This window comes from Ruegeria sp. CG11 (genome assembly GCF_056537245.1).
The window spans coordinates 17,445-33,731 of record NZ_JBQFRE010000028.1; the positions used below are offsets into that span (position 1 = coordinate 17,445).

The following is a 16,287-nucleotide window of genomic DNA, read 5'->3' on the forward strand; positions in this document are numbered from 1 at the left end:
CAAACCTCGCTATTGCCTGCGAATCCGGCGCGTAACTGTAAGGATCAATACGACGGTCGGCCCCCGATTTGGCCGACTCGTCGGATATGTTAGTATCTCATTGAGAGATTTGTATGCGTGACCGCATCACCTGATGTTGTGCTTAGTTTTTTTGGGGGGAAAGTCATGACCAACTACGCGAAGACGTTTTGGGCAACGCTGTCTGCATTGATTTTCACAGTTTCCCCTTCGAATGCTGACTTCGTCCACATCGACGACTTTTCGCTCGGAGGCTTTGCTACGGATCAACTTTCGTCTGCTCTAGATGGCGCTCATCGAGCCGAGCAGGCCGCTGGAGCCATGTCACGGGACGTTCAGGAGGCCCGCGAGAGGTTCGTTCACGCGCTGCGAACCGGTCAGGACTTGCAACAAGCGGCCGAAGAGTTTCAAAAAAGGATGCTTGAAACCGATCTTTGGTTGATGTCGACAGGCGTCATCATGGGTCTGGACAGCGACGATCCAATCATCGCCTTTGTGCAGCGCCGCGCCGCTATAGACTCTTCAGCACGTCAGCTGGCAGCAGTTCCATTCTATAACTGGGTTCGCGAAGTGCGGTATCACATGGGTGCGCGCGATGATGCGGACCTGATCCTCCTCACACCTGGGCGTTTCATTGAGGCTCTGATGGCGTCAGAGCCACGCGGACTTGCTTACACGCGCGCACGGGACCGGGCCGAGATATTTGCAAGCGGTGTCCCTCTTTCGCAGTTGTTCTCCACAGAAGACTTCACGCGAATTGCCATAGAAGATTACGTTGTCCGCACAGATCGAACATCCCCAGGATCATCGAGATTCCGCAATCCCATCGAGCACGCAGACGAGATTTATAACCTACTTGCGACCAAATTTGGAGAAGACCGTTTGCTGGAGGCTGCCAGTATAGTTCGAGAAGCACGAATTAATGAGAATGGAATACCGCTAAATATAGAGTCACTTGTCTATCCGCCGGGCGGCAATCTTCCCGCGCGCAATTTGTTTACGCCGATCTACACCGAGCTGTTCACGACCCCGGAAATGTACGCCACCTATGTCGGTGCAGGTTTCTTTCAGGGTCGGGAGTGGCTAGAAGCCTATCGCGCCGGCGAGGCATACGTTTCCGAACTGGCCAATCAATATGGCGAGGCGCGCGTTCGCGATGTTGCCTCTTTGGTGTACAGCGCCCCGAAGAACAAGGTTGGAAGGCTGATTGATGGCTCCGGTGACGAACTTCAATATCCCAGATGGTGGATCGAGGCCTTGCTTGGCGGACGCAAAGAAAAGCTGCCTGAAGCAGTAAGTGTGGGCGTTCTATCCCCCAATGATTTTGAAGCGATTGAGAAAGCCCGCACGTCTACACGTTTTGGCGTAATGGAAGGAACCATCGAGAAAGTTGAGTCGATCCACGGCTCGACATATTTCACTTTGGCCGGCTCTGAGGGCCGCGTTTCCATCATACTCATGGAAGCGATTCCATTTAGCCAATTCCTAGATACCAATCTCTATGGACCTGGAGGTGCAGGATTGGAAGGAAAGACAGTGCGGGTTTCCGGTCGGATCGACTCTGGAGGTGAAGGTCGTTGGGTCATTAGGCCCTTCCGTTCCGGCAGCGACAAGATCATTGTCCTAACCGCCAGCCAAAACTTGGAACCGAAACAGAAAGTAGACATCGAAGAAAATATAAGTGACGAGATACAGTCCGATATTTCGACTTCATATTTTCTGGGACGCGAGGATGCGCCTATTACTGTAATTGAGTATGCGCATCCGGTCGGTTGTGAGTTTAGTCTCATGTTCCATACGAAACCGGAATACTGTGGTGACTGGGAAATACGAAAAGGAGACAAAACTACGCGAATCTGCGGGGGATTTAATCAAATTAAAGAGAAATTCATAGATACTGGAGAAGTAAATTATACTGTTCATGATTATGCTCTGACGCGTGAGGATCTACTCGCAATTGCGGCAATAGAATGTGCCAATGAAAACTCGCAATGGGATGTTCGAGAACAGATCCAAGAAGAAGTTTTAAAGACATGTGTCACCTACGCAAGTAGTGAGAGGGGAATTTCCATAGGCGAATCTGTGTCTTGGAGACGCTTCATTGACAATAGGCTGCCACGGATTCTGCGGGTGGCCGGCGTGAGTGGTGAGCAATATGAGCAGTGTACGTCTCAAGCAAGATTGGAGCGGTTGGCGGAGTATATCGGAACGGAAATGGAGAGTAGATCGGTTAATGCATTTCCTCAGTTCGAAATCGATGGAGTACGCCTAAAGGGAATTGGCTCAATTTCTGAGTTAGAGAAATTCATAGCTTTGCACTTGGATGATCGGAGCGCTGAGCGGGCGGTGCAGCGACCTGCAATCGAGGAGGCGCCTCAATCTCAAGGAGCGGAGCGGGAGAGACGGAAAACTTCGGAGCCTGACAATTTGACCGTAGGTTCGAAAGATGTGGAGTCGCAAGAGCAGGAAGAAAGGTACCCGTATATAAGCTGGGGGGTCTTCCCTTGCGATAAGCTGGCTTCCGTGTCTGAGAATTTTGCAAAATATTGGCATTTGGAAAGGTTCGCGTTGGGCTTTGTATCTGGAGCTGATGCGATTTTTAATGCTAATTGCCCTGCGTCATCTCTTTCTCAAATCGAGCTGAAGTCGGGCAGCTGGTTTCAAGAAGGCGGTGCTTTGCGCAAGCTATGCACTGGAGAACTAAGGTATCGAGACGCTTTATCTCTGCTCTACGACATCAAGCTTAGAGGATCGCAAGATCTAGAGCCCATATCTAGTCAGGCATGTCTGTCTGGTGAAGAAAACGAAAGTATTATCTCACCGGCTGAAATTGACCAATTATCAGAATTCTCTTGTGAATCTATTAACAACGGCGGTTTCCCGCCGGACTTGCTTACTTTGTGGATTGCAGGGTTCGTAAGCGGTTCAAATTGGTCTCTCGAAAGTCGCTGCAGAATCGCTCCTGCAACTTTCAATGCGGGCGAAAGTGGGCGGCTAGAGAGGTTTTCGAGCTACTCGCAGTTCTGCAAGACGAATCCTCAGGCGACGTTTACAGATGCCGCAATGAACTATTACCGGGACACGAGAGATAGTCAGGGACTGTCGTCAAGCGACATTGAAGAATGTGCCTTTAGGATCGGCGGGTCGAGCTTGGAAGGCATCCCGGCAAGTGTTGAAGAGGTAACTGAGGTGGACGATTCCAATGTCATCCCTGAACCAGCTGCCCAGCAGAATGTGGAAGAAGTCGCCGCGCTCGCGAAACAAAGAATGCATAACTACCGCCTTCGCATGAACGGTTGTCGAGAGGAAGATGATCTTGAAGTCAAACTGTCTTGTGCCGAACAGGTCTGCGCAGAGATCGGCTCAGACCCCGGCCGCGATACGATTATCATGGGCGAGTGCGACAACCTGTTAAATGATACGCGATTTCAACTTGAGAGCCTGAAACGCCAGATAGCCGCGGAGAGAACAGCCCGCCAAAATGGCTGCGCGTTCAAATTCATGCGTATGGGCGACAAATATTCCTGGGTACCTCTCGGTGGCACTAAAGAGCGCGAGGCTGCAATAGAGGCGTGCTCAGAATCGTCCGAACGAAGCGTATACGGCGCTGATATGTTAGGGCTTCGATTGGGTATGGACAGAGCAACGGCAGAAAAACTCGTCAGCAACCGTCTCAAGTCCAGATTGGTCGCGATCATGGACGACCCCAGACCGTTCGATGATGCTGTTTTAATGTGGAATAGCGATGGAAGCGAAGGAATTGCTCTCTTCGGGTTTCACAATCCGGAAGTTCAACTGATTGGAGGCATGAGTCGACGGCTGATTTTCCAAAACTTCGTACCAACCAAAGATTCGCTATTGGTGGGTCTTAAACGAAAGTACGGAGAGAACCTCTGGCATGATGGCGAGCTCACTTATCTCTGGTCTCTCGCTGGCCATGACCTTATTCGACGCTGTGCGACACACAATTGCCGGATGCTTGCAAAGTCGCTCGTTCCAGTAAAGGGGTGGTCAAGAGAATGGCCCACCAACGGCGGCAATGATCGTGCCGAAAGGCTACCACTGATGATGAGTCCAGTTGTGGGCAAGCAAACGTTGCTCGAGTTTTCTGACTTAGGTCCCATTCTCGCGGTTCGGTTCTCATCGCCCGGGTTGCTCGACGACGTGGCTTTCGTGTTGTTCGATCCAGCCTGGCTTGCAGAGCAGCCGGATTTCTATTTTGAAGCAGGTAGTGACGGTGATTCTGAAGTTGAAAAAGTCATCGATTTCTAAGGTAGTAACAGACCGACCGAACTGCTTTATAAGCTCATGAATCGTTCATTCTTCATAGCCAAAAAATGACGTAAGCAGCGAGTGGGATGGCTAAAAGAACAGCTATTGGGCATCTGTCGTAGCGGGTGGCAACGCGCCCCCAGTCCCTGTCTGCGTTTGAAGCTCCGCTAGGACAGGGCAGTCGCGTTGCGAATGACGTGGAAAAGCAGCCTTTCGTAGGCCGCGCAGATATCGACACTATGGGCTCGCAGCCGACATTCTCTGCAATGTGTCCCTACAGGAAGTAAGAGCCCTGAGCTGCTGTTGGTCTCACTTCAATTGTTCGCTCATGCAGCAGGTCGCGAACCTCGCAAACCGGACATCCCTCGGATTGCTTGCATAGGTCGGTATGCGGATAAATCCGACATTTACTGCGGCTGAATCAATGTATGCCATAGGGTCGATGCAATCGCACTTAAACACCAAAAGGGTTCATTTGGTTACTATTCGCTCGCCTTTAGATCGCTCAATAAGCGATCTATTTCTGTCCCTTCGGTAATCTCCACCTCTTGCCCGTTAAAGAGCACTTTCATAGTGCGCTTAACCCGTGAATCTTCTGAGAGCTTCTTCCAATCGACCATTATTCCCAATGAGTTTCGAAGGAAAACCACAAACGCTGCAATGGAAGCGAATGAGTAAGCGATTGTTTCTTTACTCAAGACCACTTCGAGAACTGGACCGCCAAATTCATATGACTTTGTAGTATCATCAAGGTCAGTAAAGCTCTCTTCGGTCACACGCCGCGCAACCCTCACTTCACCAGAATCTAGTGAAGAATTGAGATCAGCCAGTTTGCCATCTGATAGCCTTTCTCTGCGCTTAGGGTGGTACTTGAGTGCCGCACCTTCCAGACCGCCAATAGGTCTGTCGTACCAACACTCGTCAATTAACAGAATTAACGGCTCTTCTTGTTTGTTCTTCGACATGTCACCTCCCGAGGTAAGAAACCCAATTCATCTAAAATGACAATTCTTAGCAACACTACAAGCGACAGTCACGTACAGGAGTAATGAGCATATCCCGAGCCCAAACGCGCCCGACGCCGCACCAACACAGCCGTAAGCCTTTGGCGTTACGCCGCTCAGCAGCTTAACAGCCTACACATCGGTTCAACAGAGCGAGTACAACGGACGGACCCGTCGCGCTTGCTCGAGCCCATTGCGGTCGTCGGCCGCGTGGAAATGCAGCACGCTAAAAGCGGCACCAACTGCGTTTCCTAGAGTCTCAATCACCAATACTTGAGCTTGCCATCAGTACCTCTTTGACGTGTTGTTTGCCGATGATCTAGTCTACGCTTTCAAGAAACGTATTTTGAACAATCAAATGAGATTTCACCATGGCGGAAGGCACGCCAATTACCTACGAGCAACTGCTAAAAGACGAAAACCTGTTTCGTGAGGTTTACAATTCTTATCCAGAAGTGATGGATGCAATGTCCGGCGTTGTCATGGGCTTCTTGAATAGCAAGAAATATGACGATGCTGACAAGCTAATTGGAGCGATGCAAAGCGTCGATCCAAATCATGCCGAAGTATTGTACTTCTACGGCATGCGTCAGCTAGAGTCTAAAAACATAACCGCATCCAAAGATGCTCTTTTCAAGCTGTTAAAATTGATCCGTGAAGGCAAACCTATGAGAATACAGCCTCGGGCTGGATGCGTGTCTTTACTGGCTATGGGAATCGGCATGTACGTATTCCCTGCAAAAGAGTCTGGCGATCATGATGATGTGCATGATTTACTTCAAGAGATTTACTCCGAATACTCGAATGCCAAGCGTATGTTGACAAATGACCCACGGGATCTGGGTCAGATTGAAAGATGTTTGGATCGCATGGATAGCATCCTCTCGCAAACCGAAATCAAGCCTGCCTTTGCAGAGACTTTGATGGTTGATCTGCGTAAGCTGCTTCAAGAAAAGACAAAAGGAACTCAGCCGTTACTGAGTGAAAGGTGCGGTTTGCGCATTCTTTTCCCGTCAATTGTCGGCCATGATCCAGCAGCAGGCCTGCCAGAAGGCATCAGGTTGGACATTAGTATGTCAATGGGATTTGAGCCACTAACCGCGCAACCAGACATCCTGTATTCTTTTGAAGATTGGTTAGAGCAGCCAATCGTGTTTGTAGGAAAGAGACAGACCATTGGTGAAGTGATCAAGACACTCGCCAACGCCGATGGTGCCCACGCCGCATCTCAAGATCGGATCGAAAGGGAGCATGGAGAAGGTAAGTCTGGGAACCTGAAACTACTAGTGAACGACGACATAAAACATGAGCTCACTTACCGAACTTGCGCGTTTATCATTACTTGGCTTGCAGAATACACAGAGCTAATAGAAGCCTTCCCAATTCTCAAAAAATACAGAGGAAGGTACGAGTTTAGTTATCACACACCGGGATTCGTTCCAGACTGGGTTGATTGGGGAGGGAAAGGTACTCTTCGAGTGAAACTGGACGCTTGATTTTTTAGGTGCCTGACCCGACACTCTAAGTCGCTCCACCGATCAATTCGACGCCCGCACTTTGCGCATTGCGGTCGTTCGCGGTACTCGGTGCTGCAAATGCGGCGAACGGCTGCTGTGTGGCCGGAGTTCAGCGAAACCTCAATCTCCGGCATTCCGCGAACTGCAGGTTTGGGCCGCAAGTGACGACTTGCTGATTATCTAAAAGATGGGACCAAATTCGAGCTCCAGAAAATTATCTGCAGCTCTGCATCTCAATTCGTTTCTGAAAAGAAATTTGACTTGGGGTGCCTTCTAATGTCGAACGTTCACATATTCTCTGGTCCAACTGTGACGGTTGGGTCAGGTTCCTGTGACGTTCAACAGGAAATGTGGAACGTCACTGATATTTGACTCAATCGACAGACAAAACCTCAATAAATCGGCCAATTACGTCATTCATTTCTGACCCAATCGTCAGGCATTTCTGACCCAACACGAAGAGCGGCCACTCATCAACGCTGCGGCTAAGGGCTCAATTGAGGCCAAACTAACCAATGCTGCAAAAAGTACGAAAGACCGCTTTCGTGAGACTAGGTTTGACTTTGGCTTAAAAGGAAATTTGCCGATTGGCATGACGCAAGGCGTACCTGCTTCGCAAGTCCTGAATCGGGTAGAGCTCTGGAAATCACCATCCCACCAATGCAAAGCGCGCTGATGGCTTGCGCCCATTGGCGGTTGGTCGCCTCGTCGTGGTTCATGTTGGTCTCGAACAATGAAACCATTGCTTCCAGCAGGATTTGAAATGACTTCTGTGCATCAACCCCGCCTCTTGAGATATCAGACGGCAAAGCGATCATTGGGCATTGGCCATCCAGATCTCCAAGATGTTCTGGAGACAGATAGGCATTGATCATGTGCTGGGCCATCTCGGGTTTCAGGTTGGAAACGTCGACACCGGCCTCTTCTCGCCACTCCGCTCCCCGTCCCATCAGAAAGCTCTTAACAGCTTCGCTGAACAGTTCCTCCTTGTTTTTGAAATGGTTGTAAAAGCCGCCGCGTGTCAGCCCGGCTTCCTTCATCACCATATCAATTGATACACCGTTAAAACCGTGCCTATTGAACAGAATACGGGCGGCCTCAACAATCTTCTTGCGTGTTTTCTGTTTATGTTCAGCGCTGTATGGCATCACTCTCTCCGAGTTTAGCTTACCTTAGCACCGTACCAAAAAATGTTCTTTATCATATTTAGATTTATGTCATTCGTCATATCGTTGAAGAAAACAGGAGATTACAACGTGCCCGAATATCTACTCGCACATCACGGCAGCCCGGCATCATGTCAGTAATGCTCCTTCCCGTGACCTTCACCTTCGTCAGTGTGCTGGCAATAATACTCATTCCTATGACTGGTTGGGTCGGTCTGCGCCGGGACAAGATCGGTGGCGTTTTGCGAGGGGATGGAGATGACGAGGTGCTCTTTAAACGCATTCGCATACACGGCAACTTAATGGAGAATGCACCACTTTTTGCTCTAGTACTTGGCGCCTCGGAATATGCAGGTCTCGACACGCGCTGGCTCTGGCTCGCGGTTGCAGTATTTCTAGCTGGACGAATACTGCATTACGCGCTCTACGACAGCGCCAAACGCGGCTTGGCGATGCTTGTCACCTTGTTACCCGGCCTAATGATGGGATTCTGGCTGTTGGGGCAAATTTGGTTCTGAGTAGGGGCATAGGAAGAATGGCAAAAGTGTCCGCTGAGCGATCGTGCCACCTTAAGGGGCTGGACATCCACCATCCTGCGACCAGCCACTGATCCGAAAAGCAATGAACGGCGACAACGAGCCCATTCCGAACCTTTGCTGAGGTAAGAATGTGCGGTCGGTTTGGTCAAAAGAGCCGCCGCTTGCCGCTTTAACTGAGCATGAATAGCTTATTGCTCATGCATTAACGTGTGCTCATATATTCTGATAGTCAGATGTATTGGTGGGGGCTTCAATTCGGAGATAGGTATTATGCACGCAAAACGTTTGGATCGAATTCTGTTTGACGATTTTTTTGATGCAATTGATGAATTTATCTTGGAGCAGGTTGACGCTCCAAACGCACCCGAACCGGGTACACCTGCAGATGGCCCAGCATTGCACGCGCTCCTTCAGTCTACCGCTCTTGAAAGTCATGCTAATGAGAACTCCGACGAATCCGTCGATGACTACCAAGTGTTAAACACGGGCAATCCGGTCGGCGGATCTGATGGTGAAGACGGAGATGGCCTTGATCCAATTATTGAATTTTCCTTGGAGCAGGTTGGCGCTCTCAACGGATCCGAACCGGTTACACCAGTCGATGGCCAGGCATTACGTGCACTCCTTCAGCCAACCGCCTTCGAAAACCAACCCAGCGTGAGCTCCGACGCAACCTTCGTTGACTACCAAGAGTTCAACATGGGCAATCCCTTCGGCGGCGGTGGTGGCGGCGGCGGTGGCGGTGGTGGTCGACCGGGCGGCGGCGGCGATGATGGCGGTGGTGATGGAGGCGGCGGCAGCACTGTGGAAGCTACCTACACTTCGGGCACTCTCGATGCCGGGTTCGACGATACTATCACCGTAGATACCAATCGCGGCACAAGTGACCCGTTTAATTTTCAGATTGAATTTGTAGGAAGCGGGTCAGATTGGAACACTTCGATTGCAACAACCATACAAGGTTATGTTGAAGCGGCAGCGGAATTTCTTTCTGCGGTCATTGCATATGGCTTTACAGACGATGACAACGGCTTGAAGTCAGATGGTACGGAGTTCGTGCTCGATGACCTCTATGTCGAAGTCAAACTTGAAACCGGGGCGCTGGGTGGAGAGGTTGCATCGGCAAATATCTACGCAGCAAACGATTGGGACGGCAATGGCACGGCTGAAACACCGGCTGGCGCAACCCTTACCATCGACCTTGCCGATGCGGCTTCTCTCGATGCACTCGGCGTGCTGGATGACACGATACTTCACGAGATGATCCATGCGCTGGGATTTGGTACCCTTTGGGATGTTGCAGGCAACGATTTGACAACTAAGTCGAAGGGTAATCTCGTATACACTGGGACAGAAGCTACGACTTTGTATGGTGATCATATTCCGGTGGAAGGCGGTGGCGGGCGCGGCACTTCCGGAGGTCATTGGGACGAGGCAGCCCTGGATGCCGAGCTAATGACAGGGATCGTTGAGCAGACCGATACCATGTATCTGGCAGACTTTTCGCTCGCGTCTCTAGAAGACCTTGGGATCTATGAACTTGCTGCCGGATGGGAGGACGAATTGGCCGCTCTGAATGGTTCAAACGCTTCTGGCGATGGAATCGATCTGATGGCCTGGTACGACGGTTTTCTAACTGCATGAACAACACCGAGCCGACTCGCAGTGGCGTTGGGCAGTTCTGACGCCTCTGTTTTCTTTGAAGACACGTTCACAGTACATGATGATTGCCATAGCTGGTTAGTATGCAGTCCTTATCCGTTTGGCTGCGCACCTGTGAAATACGGCTGCTTGGACCGCATATCGAAGTTAGGCCTTCGTGCAGCAAATATACGGCCACCGCCCGACCTGCGGATTGACCATGTCACCTTAGGGCTGAGAACTGCCACTGATACGAAAAGCGGCGAAAGGTCTCTTCGAGTCCTTTCGAGTTCCTTCGCCGCTCGATGTACCCACGGCCGCAGCCGGCAGAGATGTCCTTTTGCGCCTGTTCAATCGAACCGGCAACACGGTCAGAGCGTCTTCAAATACTCAAGAACTGCTTTACGCTCATCGTTACTCAGATGGTCGCCGAAACTGTGCCCACCGTTTCCGTATCCTGGGAGGGTTGTATCGTAAACTTGCCTTGCCATTTCTGGGTCGTTGACGTCCGCCTTTCTGTGTTCCAGGCGATCATAACGCCACCCCAGGATTGACGGGTCATATTCACGAGGAGCGACCTGGTGCCGCCAAAACTTGGGCCGGGTGCTGCTGTCCAAGAGCGACCATATGTCGGGCACTGATCCGTTGTGCAGGTAAGGGGCCGTCGCCCAGACCCCATCAAGCGGTGGCGCAATGTATCCGCGTGCAGGGGCAATTTGCACGGAGTTTCCATAATAAGAACTTTCAACCCACTGGTAAAAACGGTCCCGCCTGCCGTCAGTGGCGGCGAGCGCATATTCTTTGTCTGTTTCAATCTCGTCGAGCGGAACCACCAGATTTGGGTAAGTTGCATCCTCACCATAGGTGCCATGACACCGGCTGCAATTATTCTCAAATACAACCCTGCCCTCCTCGGCTAATTCGACATCGACTGGAAAGGGATAGGGTGGCGGGCGGAGACTTTCCAAGTAGGCCCGTATATCTGGGCCGTATGCGTCCACGACTTCCACCTCTTCTATCGAATCCGCGCAAAGCAGCGACGCCATTATCATGAAGCGGGAATGATCACCGCGCCCGATTGTCGTGTAGAACATCGCATTCTTTTTCTGCATCCGCCACCAGGGCGGAACACTGACTGGCAACGGCGAAGTCGGAGGGGGCTCGATCAGCGGCTCAGCGGACCACTCCAGGGTCTTATTGTTCCGGTGCGCCATCAGAGCCCAAGTCAGATTGGTCGCCGGATTAACCCCGATTGCTTGCATCTGAATGTAAGGAGCAATCCCATCAACCCGATCCGCCCATCGCTGCCAGGCAGCGGTTTCCGCCTCACCCTGCACGTAGCTGCCGACCTGATTCACTATCCTCCGAGGGTCCTGGGTAAAATCGAGAAACTCATTGCCGAGCCCAACCACGAGTTCTCCATTGAAGCGTGACGCGTGGCACAAAAGACAGTTTGATGAGACGATCTCGACGCCGTCGGCATTCACATGAGATGTGAACGCATATGGAAGTTCAGCGTTCCGGCCCTCGCGTTCCGGCAGAAGATCGGCGGGATCGATTTCCGGATTGAAGCGGCGATAGGCGCTGTAGGGCATGCCACAATTGACATAAGGTTCATTAACCAGAGCGTGGTATCCCGCTTCCGCATAGCCCGGACGTTGCGGTGTTGCCGGAACTGGACCGACCGCTGACCGGAAACGGTCGCCACCTTGGCTGAGGGCCGCTACTTTGTCGCCGGATATCCAAATGTAAGCCGTCACCGCTGCGACGAACCCCAATACGACGACTAATACGACCCAGCGCTTCATTGTACCTGATATCCAGTCAACTGCATCATTCCGATGCCACCTATACGTCTGGTCCCTGACTTACCTTCGGCCCGGACCATGCCGTTCCAGACCGGCACTGCGAAATCATACTCCTGTTCGTCGATGAGTGACGTAACCTGCAAATTCAAATCATTCGCTTTGAGTTGCCAGTCGACTGGATAGGCGCCGCGAGAGCCGCGCCATATCCGGGCGAGAACGAGCTTTGTCGAAGCTTCATCCAACAAACTGAATTGTCCTTCGGGATCGACGACATAGCCATCAGTAGTCGCGGTGCCGCTTCCATCTCGCCTCTTGGATCTGATTACCGAGAAATCGCGACCGTCATCGAGATGAAGTTGCAAGCGATCCCAAGCAATAGGTGATGTTCCGGGTATAGGTATTTCTCCCCAAATATGATCGAACCAGGCAGTACCTGAAACAACGTCGCGGCCTTGCGAACCATTGAGATGACCATTGACGCGCAGGCGAGTGACTGAGTATCCGCGAAACGGGGTTGCTTCATCATCTATGGCAATTGGTGCTTTGAGCGGAGTAAGGGATAGCTCGGCGCGAACCTTCCCCGCGGCAACGTCGAGCTGCATTTCGCCCCGTCCTGTACCCTGATTGAATTGCAGCGACCAGTTGTCGATCCTCAGTTCATGGATATCAGGATCGAAGCCTGCAACCCCTGGCATTCCCCGAGAAATACGTTCGTCACCATCAACCCCGCCTTGCAGCATTCCATTAACGGTGACATTCCCAAGATAGATGTCGCGGACCTCCCAGATCGACGACGGCGGCGGTGTGCCAGGCGGCACGATACCGACGCGAAATACTGAAAATTGAAAACCAATGTCCTCACCGCGTTCATTTCGAAGAAATGCGGTGAGTTGCCATGTTTCCATGCGACCCTCCGGATGGGCGCCGTGGTCCCTGGACAAATCGAGAGTCCATGAACCGGAAAGTTGTTCATGGCTCTCGTTCGACATGTTGCCAGCAGCTGCAATCCAGTCGATTCTTTCGGGCGAGCGCAACGGAGCAGGTTCGGGGGTGAAATGCCCGATTACAATGTAGAAGCACACAGCGCCGAATAGCAGCGCAAGCAGCCCTACGACAAAATGGCTTCGAAGTCTTTGCATACCAGCCAATTCTATCGATCTGCGGAATGCTTAAAGCCTCAGCCCCAAAAGACAGCGAGTCAAGCGTTCCCGCCGGTATTGCACTCACCTCAAAGGTCGCTGTGCATCGAACCCGACACTGGAATTTTCTCTTATGGCAGCTTCACGGTGCATCTTGGAGAGCCCCAAAGCGGGCAATCATTGCCAGGTATATGCTGAGCAGCGGTCATTAATCCCGGACAGGCGAAAGTGAGCTTCGTCCGCACTGCGGTCATCACCGGGCAGAGTCTCGAATGGCGCGTTACCGCAACTACTGGATGATTCACCGCATCGTAACAAACTGCGAACATCGCTGAAACGGTTTTATGTGAAGCGATCTCTGGTTGAGTACACGGAATTGATGCTCAAAGCCTACGCCAGCCAGCGTGCAGATAAATCCACTGAGTAGCCAAGATAACCAAACAGAAGGCTGTTGAGAATGCTCCGCAGCCTTCGCCTTATGAAAGCCTTTTGCAGAATTGTTCAACTTCGATTCTTGGGAAGCTGCGGCTTACACGCTAGCGCCGAACGTCCGGCATGGGTCGCATGTGGCAAGGCCGCGAATTGAAACTAAGAGCCGCGCTATCAGTATTCACTATACGGGAACTGGGGTTTGTCTTTTAGAGTCCGTATTCGGCCTTTAGAATCTCAAGTTCTGACTTGAACGTTTGTTGCATCTGCTTGGTATAAATCCGGGTAATACGACCATCATTTTGCCGTTGAACTAGCTTACGCATGTCGTTCGCGCGTGCCTTCCATGTCAGACCATCGGTGAATAGCAGCAAACTGGCATCGTGGCGTTTGGCTCCAATAATCGCATCAACGTCACCGATGATGTCGCTCATTTTGGAGCCGGTTGCGCCATAGCCCTTTGCCTCAATCAGGATCAATGGTGTTGCCTTATTCGGGATAGCAAAATCACATTTCGCCTCCCCATTTACGCCCTGGAATGTGCAGCGGGCTTCATAAGATGCGCCGAAAACTTCCTTGATGATTGTCTCCACGAAGTCTTCCAACTCCCGACCGCGTTGCTGCCCTTGGATCGCGCTGCCTCTGCCAAATCGAAGGCGCTCTTTGAGCAGATCGCTCCATACGGGCTTCGCGTTCACGGTCAGTGTCATCGCATCAATCAGGCCCATGTCTTCGAGAACATCGAGATATTTTTCGGAATTAGCTTTGTATCGTTTGACGCCGGTACCACCAGGCCCTAGGCGTGCCGTCAACTCTGTTTCTAGCTTATCCTTGGAGTAGCCGAGGAACGAGCCAACGCAAAATTTCGATACCGTGAAGCCATCGCCATCATCAGCATCAATCAAAGCGGTTATGTCAGAGCGATCGAAGCTAGCCTTTTGTGGAACGTTTTGAATCCGTTCCATAATCAGTTCGGCTGTGGGATCCATCCAGTTGGCTTCCAGCGGGGACAAGCTATCAAGGATCTGTTCTAGGCTCTGGTGAATGATCTGCATTTATTGCCCTAAAATCAAATACTCTTCGACGGCAGATCGCCTGACGTTACGATGAGTGCCAAAATGATATGTGTGGTCTCGCTTGAATACGCGGACATCAGATTTTGTTTTCTTCAATAAATCCGTCAACTGATCGAGGTCAGGGAAACCGTTTGAGCTGTATGACAGAACTATCTTTTGCTTTCTAAAGCGATGGAACAACCTTTCGAAGGCTTCGATGGCTTGCTTGCGATAGCTGAACGGGGTGAAACGCTTCGGGATTTTTCGAACTTTTGTCGAGTAGTCGATATCTAGTCCCTGCCAATAGCAGGAGAGACCTTCAAGAAAATGGTAGCGTTTGACGTAGCAGTTATCATCAGAGCGCGGCACGTAGGGCGGATCCAGATACACGAGATCAACGCCGCGTGTATCAACTTCAAAAGCATCGCTTCGACACGCTTTGTTGCGCCGCCCGTTGGCGAAGACGGCCTCGTTGTAAACCTCTACCTGTTCGAAGAAATGCTCTTCGATACTAAGTCTCAGATCTCTGCGGCCGTCGTCGTATTTTGAAAGGTCTCCTGAAATTGTAAAGACGCCGCGTGGTTGCCGCTTTACGCATGAGCGCATCAAGGCTGCCATTGCCAAGGCTTGTTGGTGTGGGTTGTCAAGCTGGCGGAGATTGCACGATACCCTGTCCAAGAAGCGCAGGTCTTCTTTCGTGTAGAACACACCTTCAAAGGTTTCTTCGATGAAGTGATGGGTATTCGCAGGATCTGCAAGCAGCCGTTTCATGGCAGGGCCGTCGAGGTGTGCGGAGCCGTTCTCTACAAGCGCTTTTCCTAACGTCGCCGAAAGGTTTAGGAAATCACTTGAGATAGTGCGCCGATCCATTGCCTTCATGAGATAGGCAACTGAACCGCTGCCGCTAAATGGATCAATGGCCGTCTCAAAGTCCAAAGTCGTTAGAACGCCATGGATCCACGGCAAGAGGCGTTTCTTGGAACCCATATAGCGCAACTCAGGGAAATGCTTCAGCTGTCTAGGAAGATCATCCGAGATCGGCTTCGATTCCTGAGTGGCGGCGACAAGGCGCAAGCTTTTTTCACTTATTTTCATATTTTTGCCTGCTATTTTTCGCATGTTGGGGACACTACTCGGTTTCCAGTAATACGAATTTCGAAGCGCCTGTCACTGTTTGAGATGTATTATCTTTGGTTAGCGAAAATCCATTCGAAATCTCAATAGAAAACCAGTGTTGGATTGGACCGGTTAGGGTCATTGGATGATAGACTCTGAACAGCTGCCCAGCAGTGATCGAGGATTTTCGTTAGTGTTGGCGAAATTCAACCTAAAAAGTTCAGCAAAAAAATTCGGTAGATCGTCTTTACGCGTCCGCACCTTAAGTGAGCATACCCGAAGTCATGAAAAATGCGGCCAGACCCAACCACTTCTGCCTAATCGGATTCCGGTATTAGCCATCACCGACTGGTACACAGCTTATCAACAAAAATGAAGGGTCTATCGCCAGTGGAACGACTATGGACGCCAAATGGCAAAACTATGTGTCGTCCCACAAGGAAATGTGGAACGTCACTGATCTTTGACTCAATCGGCGGTCAAAACCTCAATAAAACTGTAAATTGCGTCATTCATTTCTGACCCAAACGTCAAGCATTTCTGACCCAATACAAACTACCCACGCGGATTTGACTTGCTCAAG

At 51.0% G+C, this 16,287-nt stretch carries 10 protein-coding genes and 1 pseudogene; 4 read left to right on the plus strand and 7 right to left on the minus strand.

From position 1 onward, the window contains the following. The first annotated feature begins 165 nt into the window (after window positions 1-165). On the plus strand, window positions 166-4,290 hold the full coding sequence (locus tag ACR0KW_RS22885) for a thioredoxin domain-containing protein (protein ID WP_480807081.1): 4,125 nt from the start codon (window positions 166-168) through the stop codon (window positions 4,288-4,290). A 52-nt stretch (window positions 4,291-4,342) separates the two neighbouring features. On the opposite strand, the pseudogene ACR0KW_RS22890 reads toward ACR0KW_RS22885, so the two are convergent. Further along, window positions 4,343-4,438, minus strand: a pseudogene (locus ACR0KW_RS22890) (IS5/IS1182 family transposase); the annotation flags it as partial. Window positions 4,439-4,772: 334 nt separating this feature from the next. Then, on the minus strand, window positions 4,773-5,255 hold the full coding sequence (locus ACR0KW_RS22895) for a hypothetical protein (protein ID WP_480807082.1): 483 nt from the start codon (window positions 5,253-5,255) through the stop codon (window positions 4,773-4,775). A gap of 410 nt (window positions 5,256-5,665) precedes the next feature. Between ACR0KW_RS22895 and ACR0KW_RS22900 the strand changes: the two genes are divergently transcribed. Further along, window positions 5,666-6,790 carry a tetratricopeptide repeat protein gene (locus ACR0KW_RS22900; protein WP_480807083.1) on the plus strand — a complete coding sequence of 375 codons (1,125 nt, stop codon included), beginning with the start codon at window positions 5,666-5,668 and terminating at the stop codon, window positions 6,788-6,790. Window positions 6,791-7,362: 572 nt separating this feature from the next. On the opposite strand, the gene ACR0KW_RS22905 is transcribed toward ACR0KW_RS22900, so the two are convergent. Beyond that, complete coding sequence (locus ACR0KW_RS22905; protein WP_480807084.1) at window positions 7,363-7,959, minus strand: TetR/AcrR family transcriptional regulator; 597 nt, start codon at window positions 7,957-7,959, stop codon at window positions 7,363-7,365. A 149-nt stretch (window positions 7,960-8,108) separates the two neighbouring features. Here ACR0KW_RS22905 and ACR0KW_RS22910 point away from each other — a divergent pair, with 149 nt between their 5' ends. Then, a complete protein-coding gene (locus tag ACR0KW_RS22910; protein ID WP_480807085.1) occupies window positions 8,109-8,495 on the plus strand; it encodes an MAPEG family protein in 387 nt (128 codons plus the stop codon). A gap of 291 nt (window positions 8,496-8,786) precedes the next feature. After that, window positions 8,787-10,160 carry a leishmanolysin-related zinc metalloendopeptidase gene (locus ACR0KW_RS22915; RefSeq protein WP_480807086.1) on the plus strand — a complete coding sequence of 458 codons (1,374 nt, stop codon included), beginning with the start codon at window positions 8,787-8,789 and terminating at the stop codon, window positions 10,158-10,160. Between the two features lie 368 nt (window positions 10,161-10,528). On the opposite strand, the gene ACR0KW_RS22920 is transcribed toward ACR0KW_RS22915, so the two are convergent. The 4 genes from ACR0KW_RS22920 to ACR0KW_RS22935 all read right to left on the minus strand — a co-directional run bounded on the left by ACR0KW_RS22920 (window position 10,529) and on the right by ACR0KW_RS22935 (window position 15,683). Further along, entirely contained in the window at window positions 10,529-11,965 is a 1,437-nt protein-coding gene (locus ACR0KW_RS22920; RefSeq protein WP_480807087.1) for a c-type cytochrome, read from the minus strand. Continuing rightward, entirely contained in the window at window positions 11,962-12,870 is a 909-nt protein-coding gene (locus tag ACR0KW_RS22925; protein ID WP_480807088.1) for a lipocalin-like domain-containing protein, read from the minus strand. The genes ACR0KW_RS22920 and ACR0KW_RS22925 overlap by 4 nt, the downstream gene beginning before the upstream one ends. Window positions 12,871-13,742: 872 nt before the next feature. Then, complete coding sequence (locus ACR0KW_RS22930; RefSeq protein WP_480807089.1) at window positions 13,743-14,588, minus strand: DpnII family type II restriction endonuclease; 846 nt, start codon at window positions 14,586-14,588, stop codon at window positions 13,743-13,745. Beyond that, entirely contained in the window at window positions 14,589-15,683 is a 1,095-nt protein-coding gene (locus ACR0KW_RS22935; protein WP_480807090.1) for a DNA adenine methylase, read from the minus strand. Window positions 15,684-16,287: the final 604 nt, after the last annotated feature.

Coding starts and splice junctions, on each gene's coding strand:
- ACR0KW_RS22885 (WP_480807081.1), top strand. CDS start 166: ATGACCAACTACGCGAAGACGTTTTGGGCAACGCTGTCTGCATTGATT.
- ACR0KW_RS22895 (WP_480807082.1), bottom strand. CDS start 5,255: ATGTCGAAGAACAAACAAGAAGAGCCGTTAATTCTGTTAATTGACGAG.
- ACR0KW_RS22900 (WP_480807083.1), top strand. CDS start 5,666: ATGGCGGAAGGCACGCCAATTACCTACGAGCAACTGCTAAAAGACGAA.
- ACR0KW_RS22905 (WP_480807084.1), bottom strand. CDS start 7,959: ATGCCATACAGCGCTGAACATAAACAGAAAACACGCAAGAAGATTGTT.
- ACR0KW_RS22910 (WP_480807085.1), top strand. CDS start 8,109: ATGTCAGTAATGCTCCTTCCCGTGACCTTCACCTTCGTCAGTGTGCTG.
- ACR0KW_RS22915 (WP_480807086.1), top strand. CDS start 8,787: ATGCACGCAAAACGTTTGGATCGAATTCTGTTTGACGATTTTTTTGAT.
- ACR0KW_RS22920 (WP_480807087.1), bottom strand. CDS start 11,965: ATGAAGCGCTGGGTCGTATTAGTCGTCGTATTGGGGTTCGTCGCAGCG.
- ACR0KW_RS22925 (WP_480807088.1), bottom strand. CDS start 12,870: ATGGAAACATGGCAACTCACCGCATTTCTTCGAAATGAACGCGGTGAG.
- ACR0KW_RS22930 (WP_480807089.1), bottom strand. CDS start 14,588: ATGCAGATCATTCACCAGAGCCTAGAACAGATCCTTGATAGCTTGTCC.
- ACR0KW_RS22935 (WP_480807090.1), bottom strand. CDS start 15,683: ATGAAAATAAGTGAAAAAAGCTTGCGCCTTGTCGCCGCCACTCAGGAA.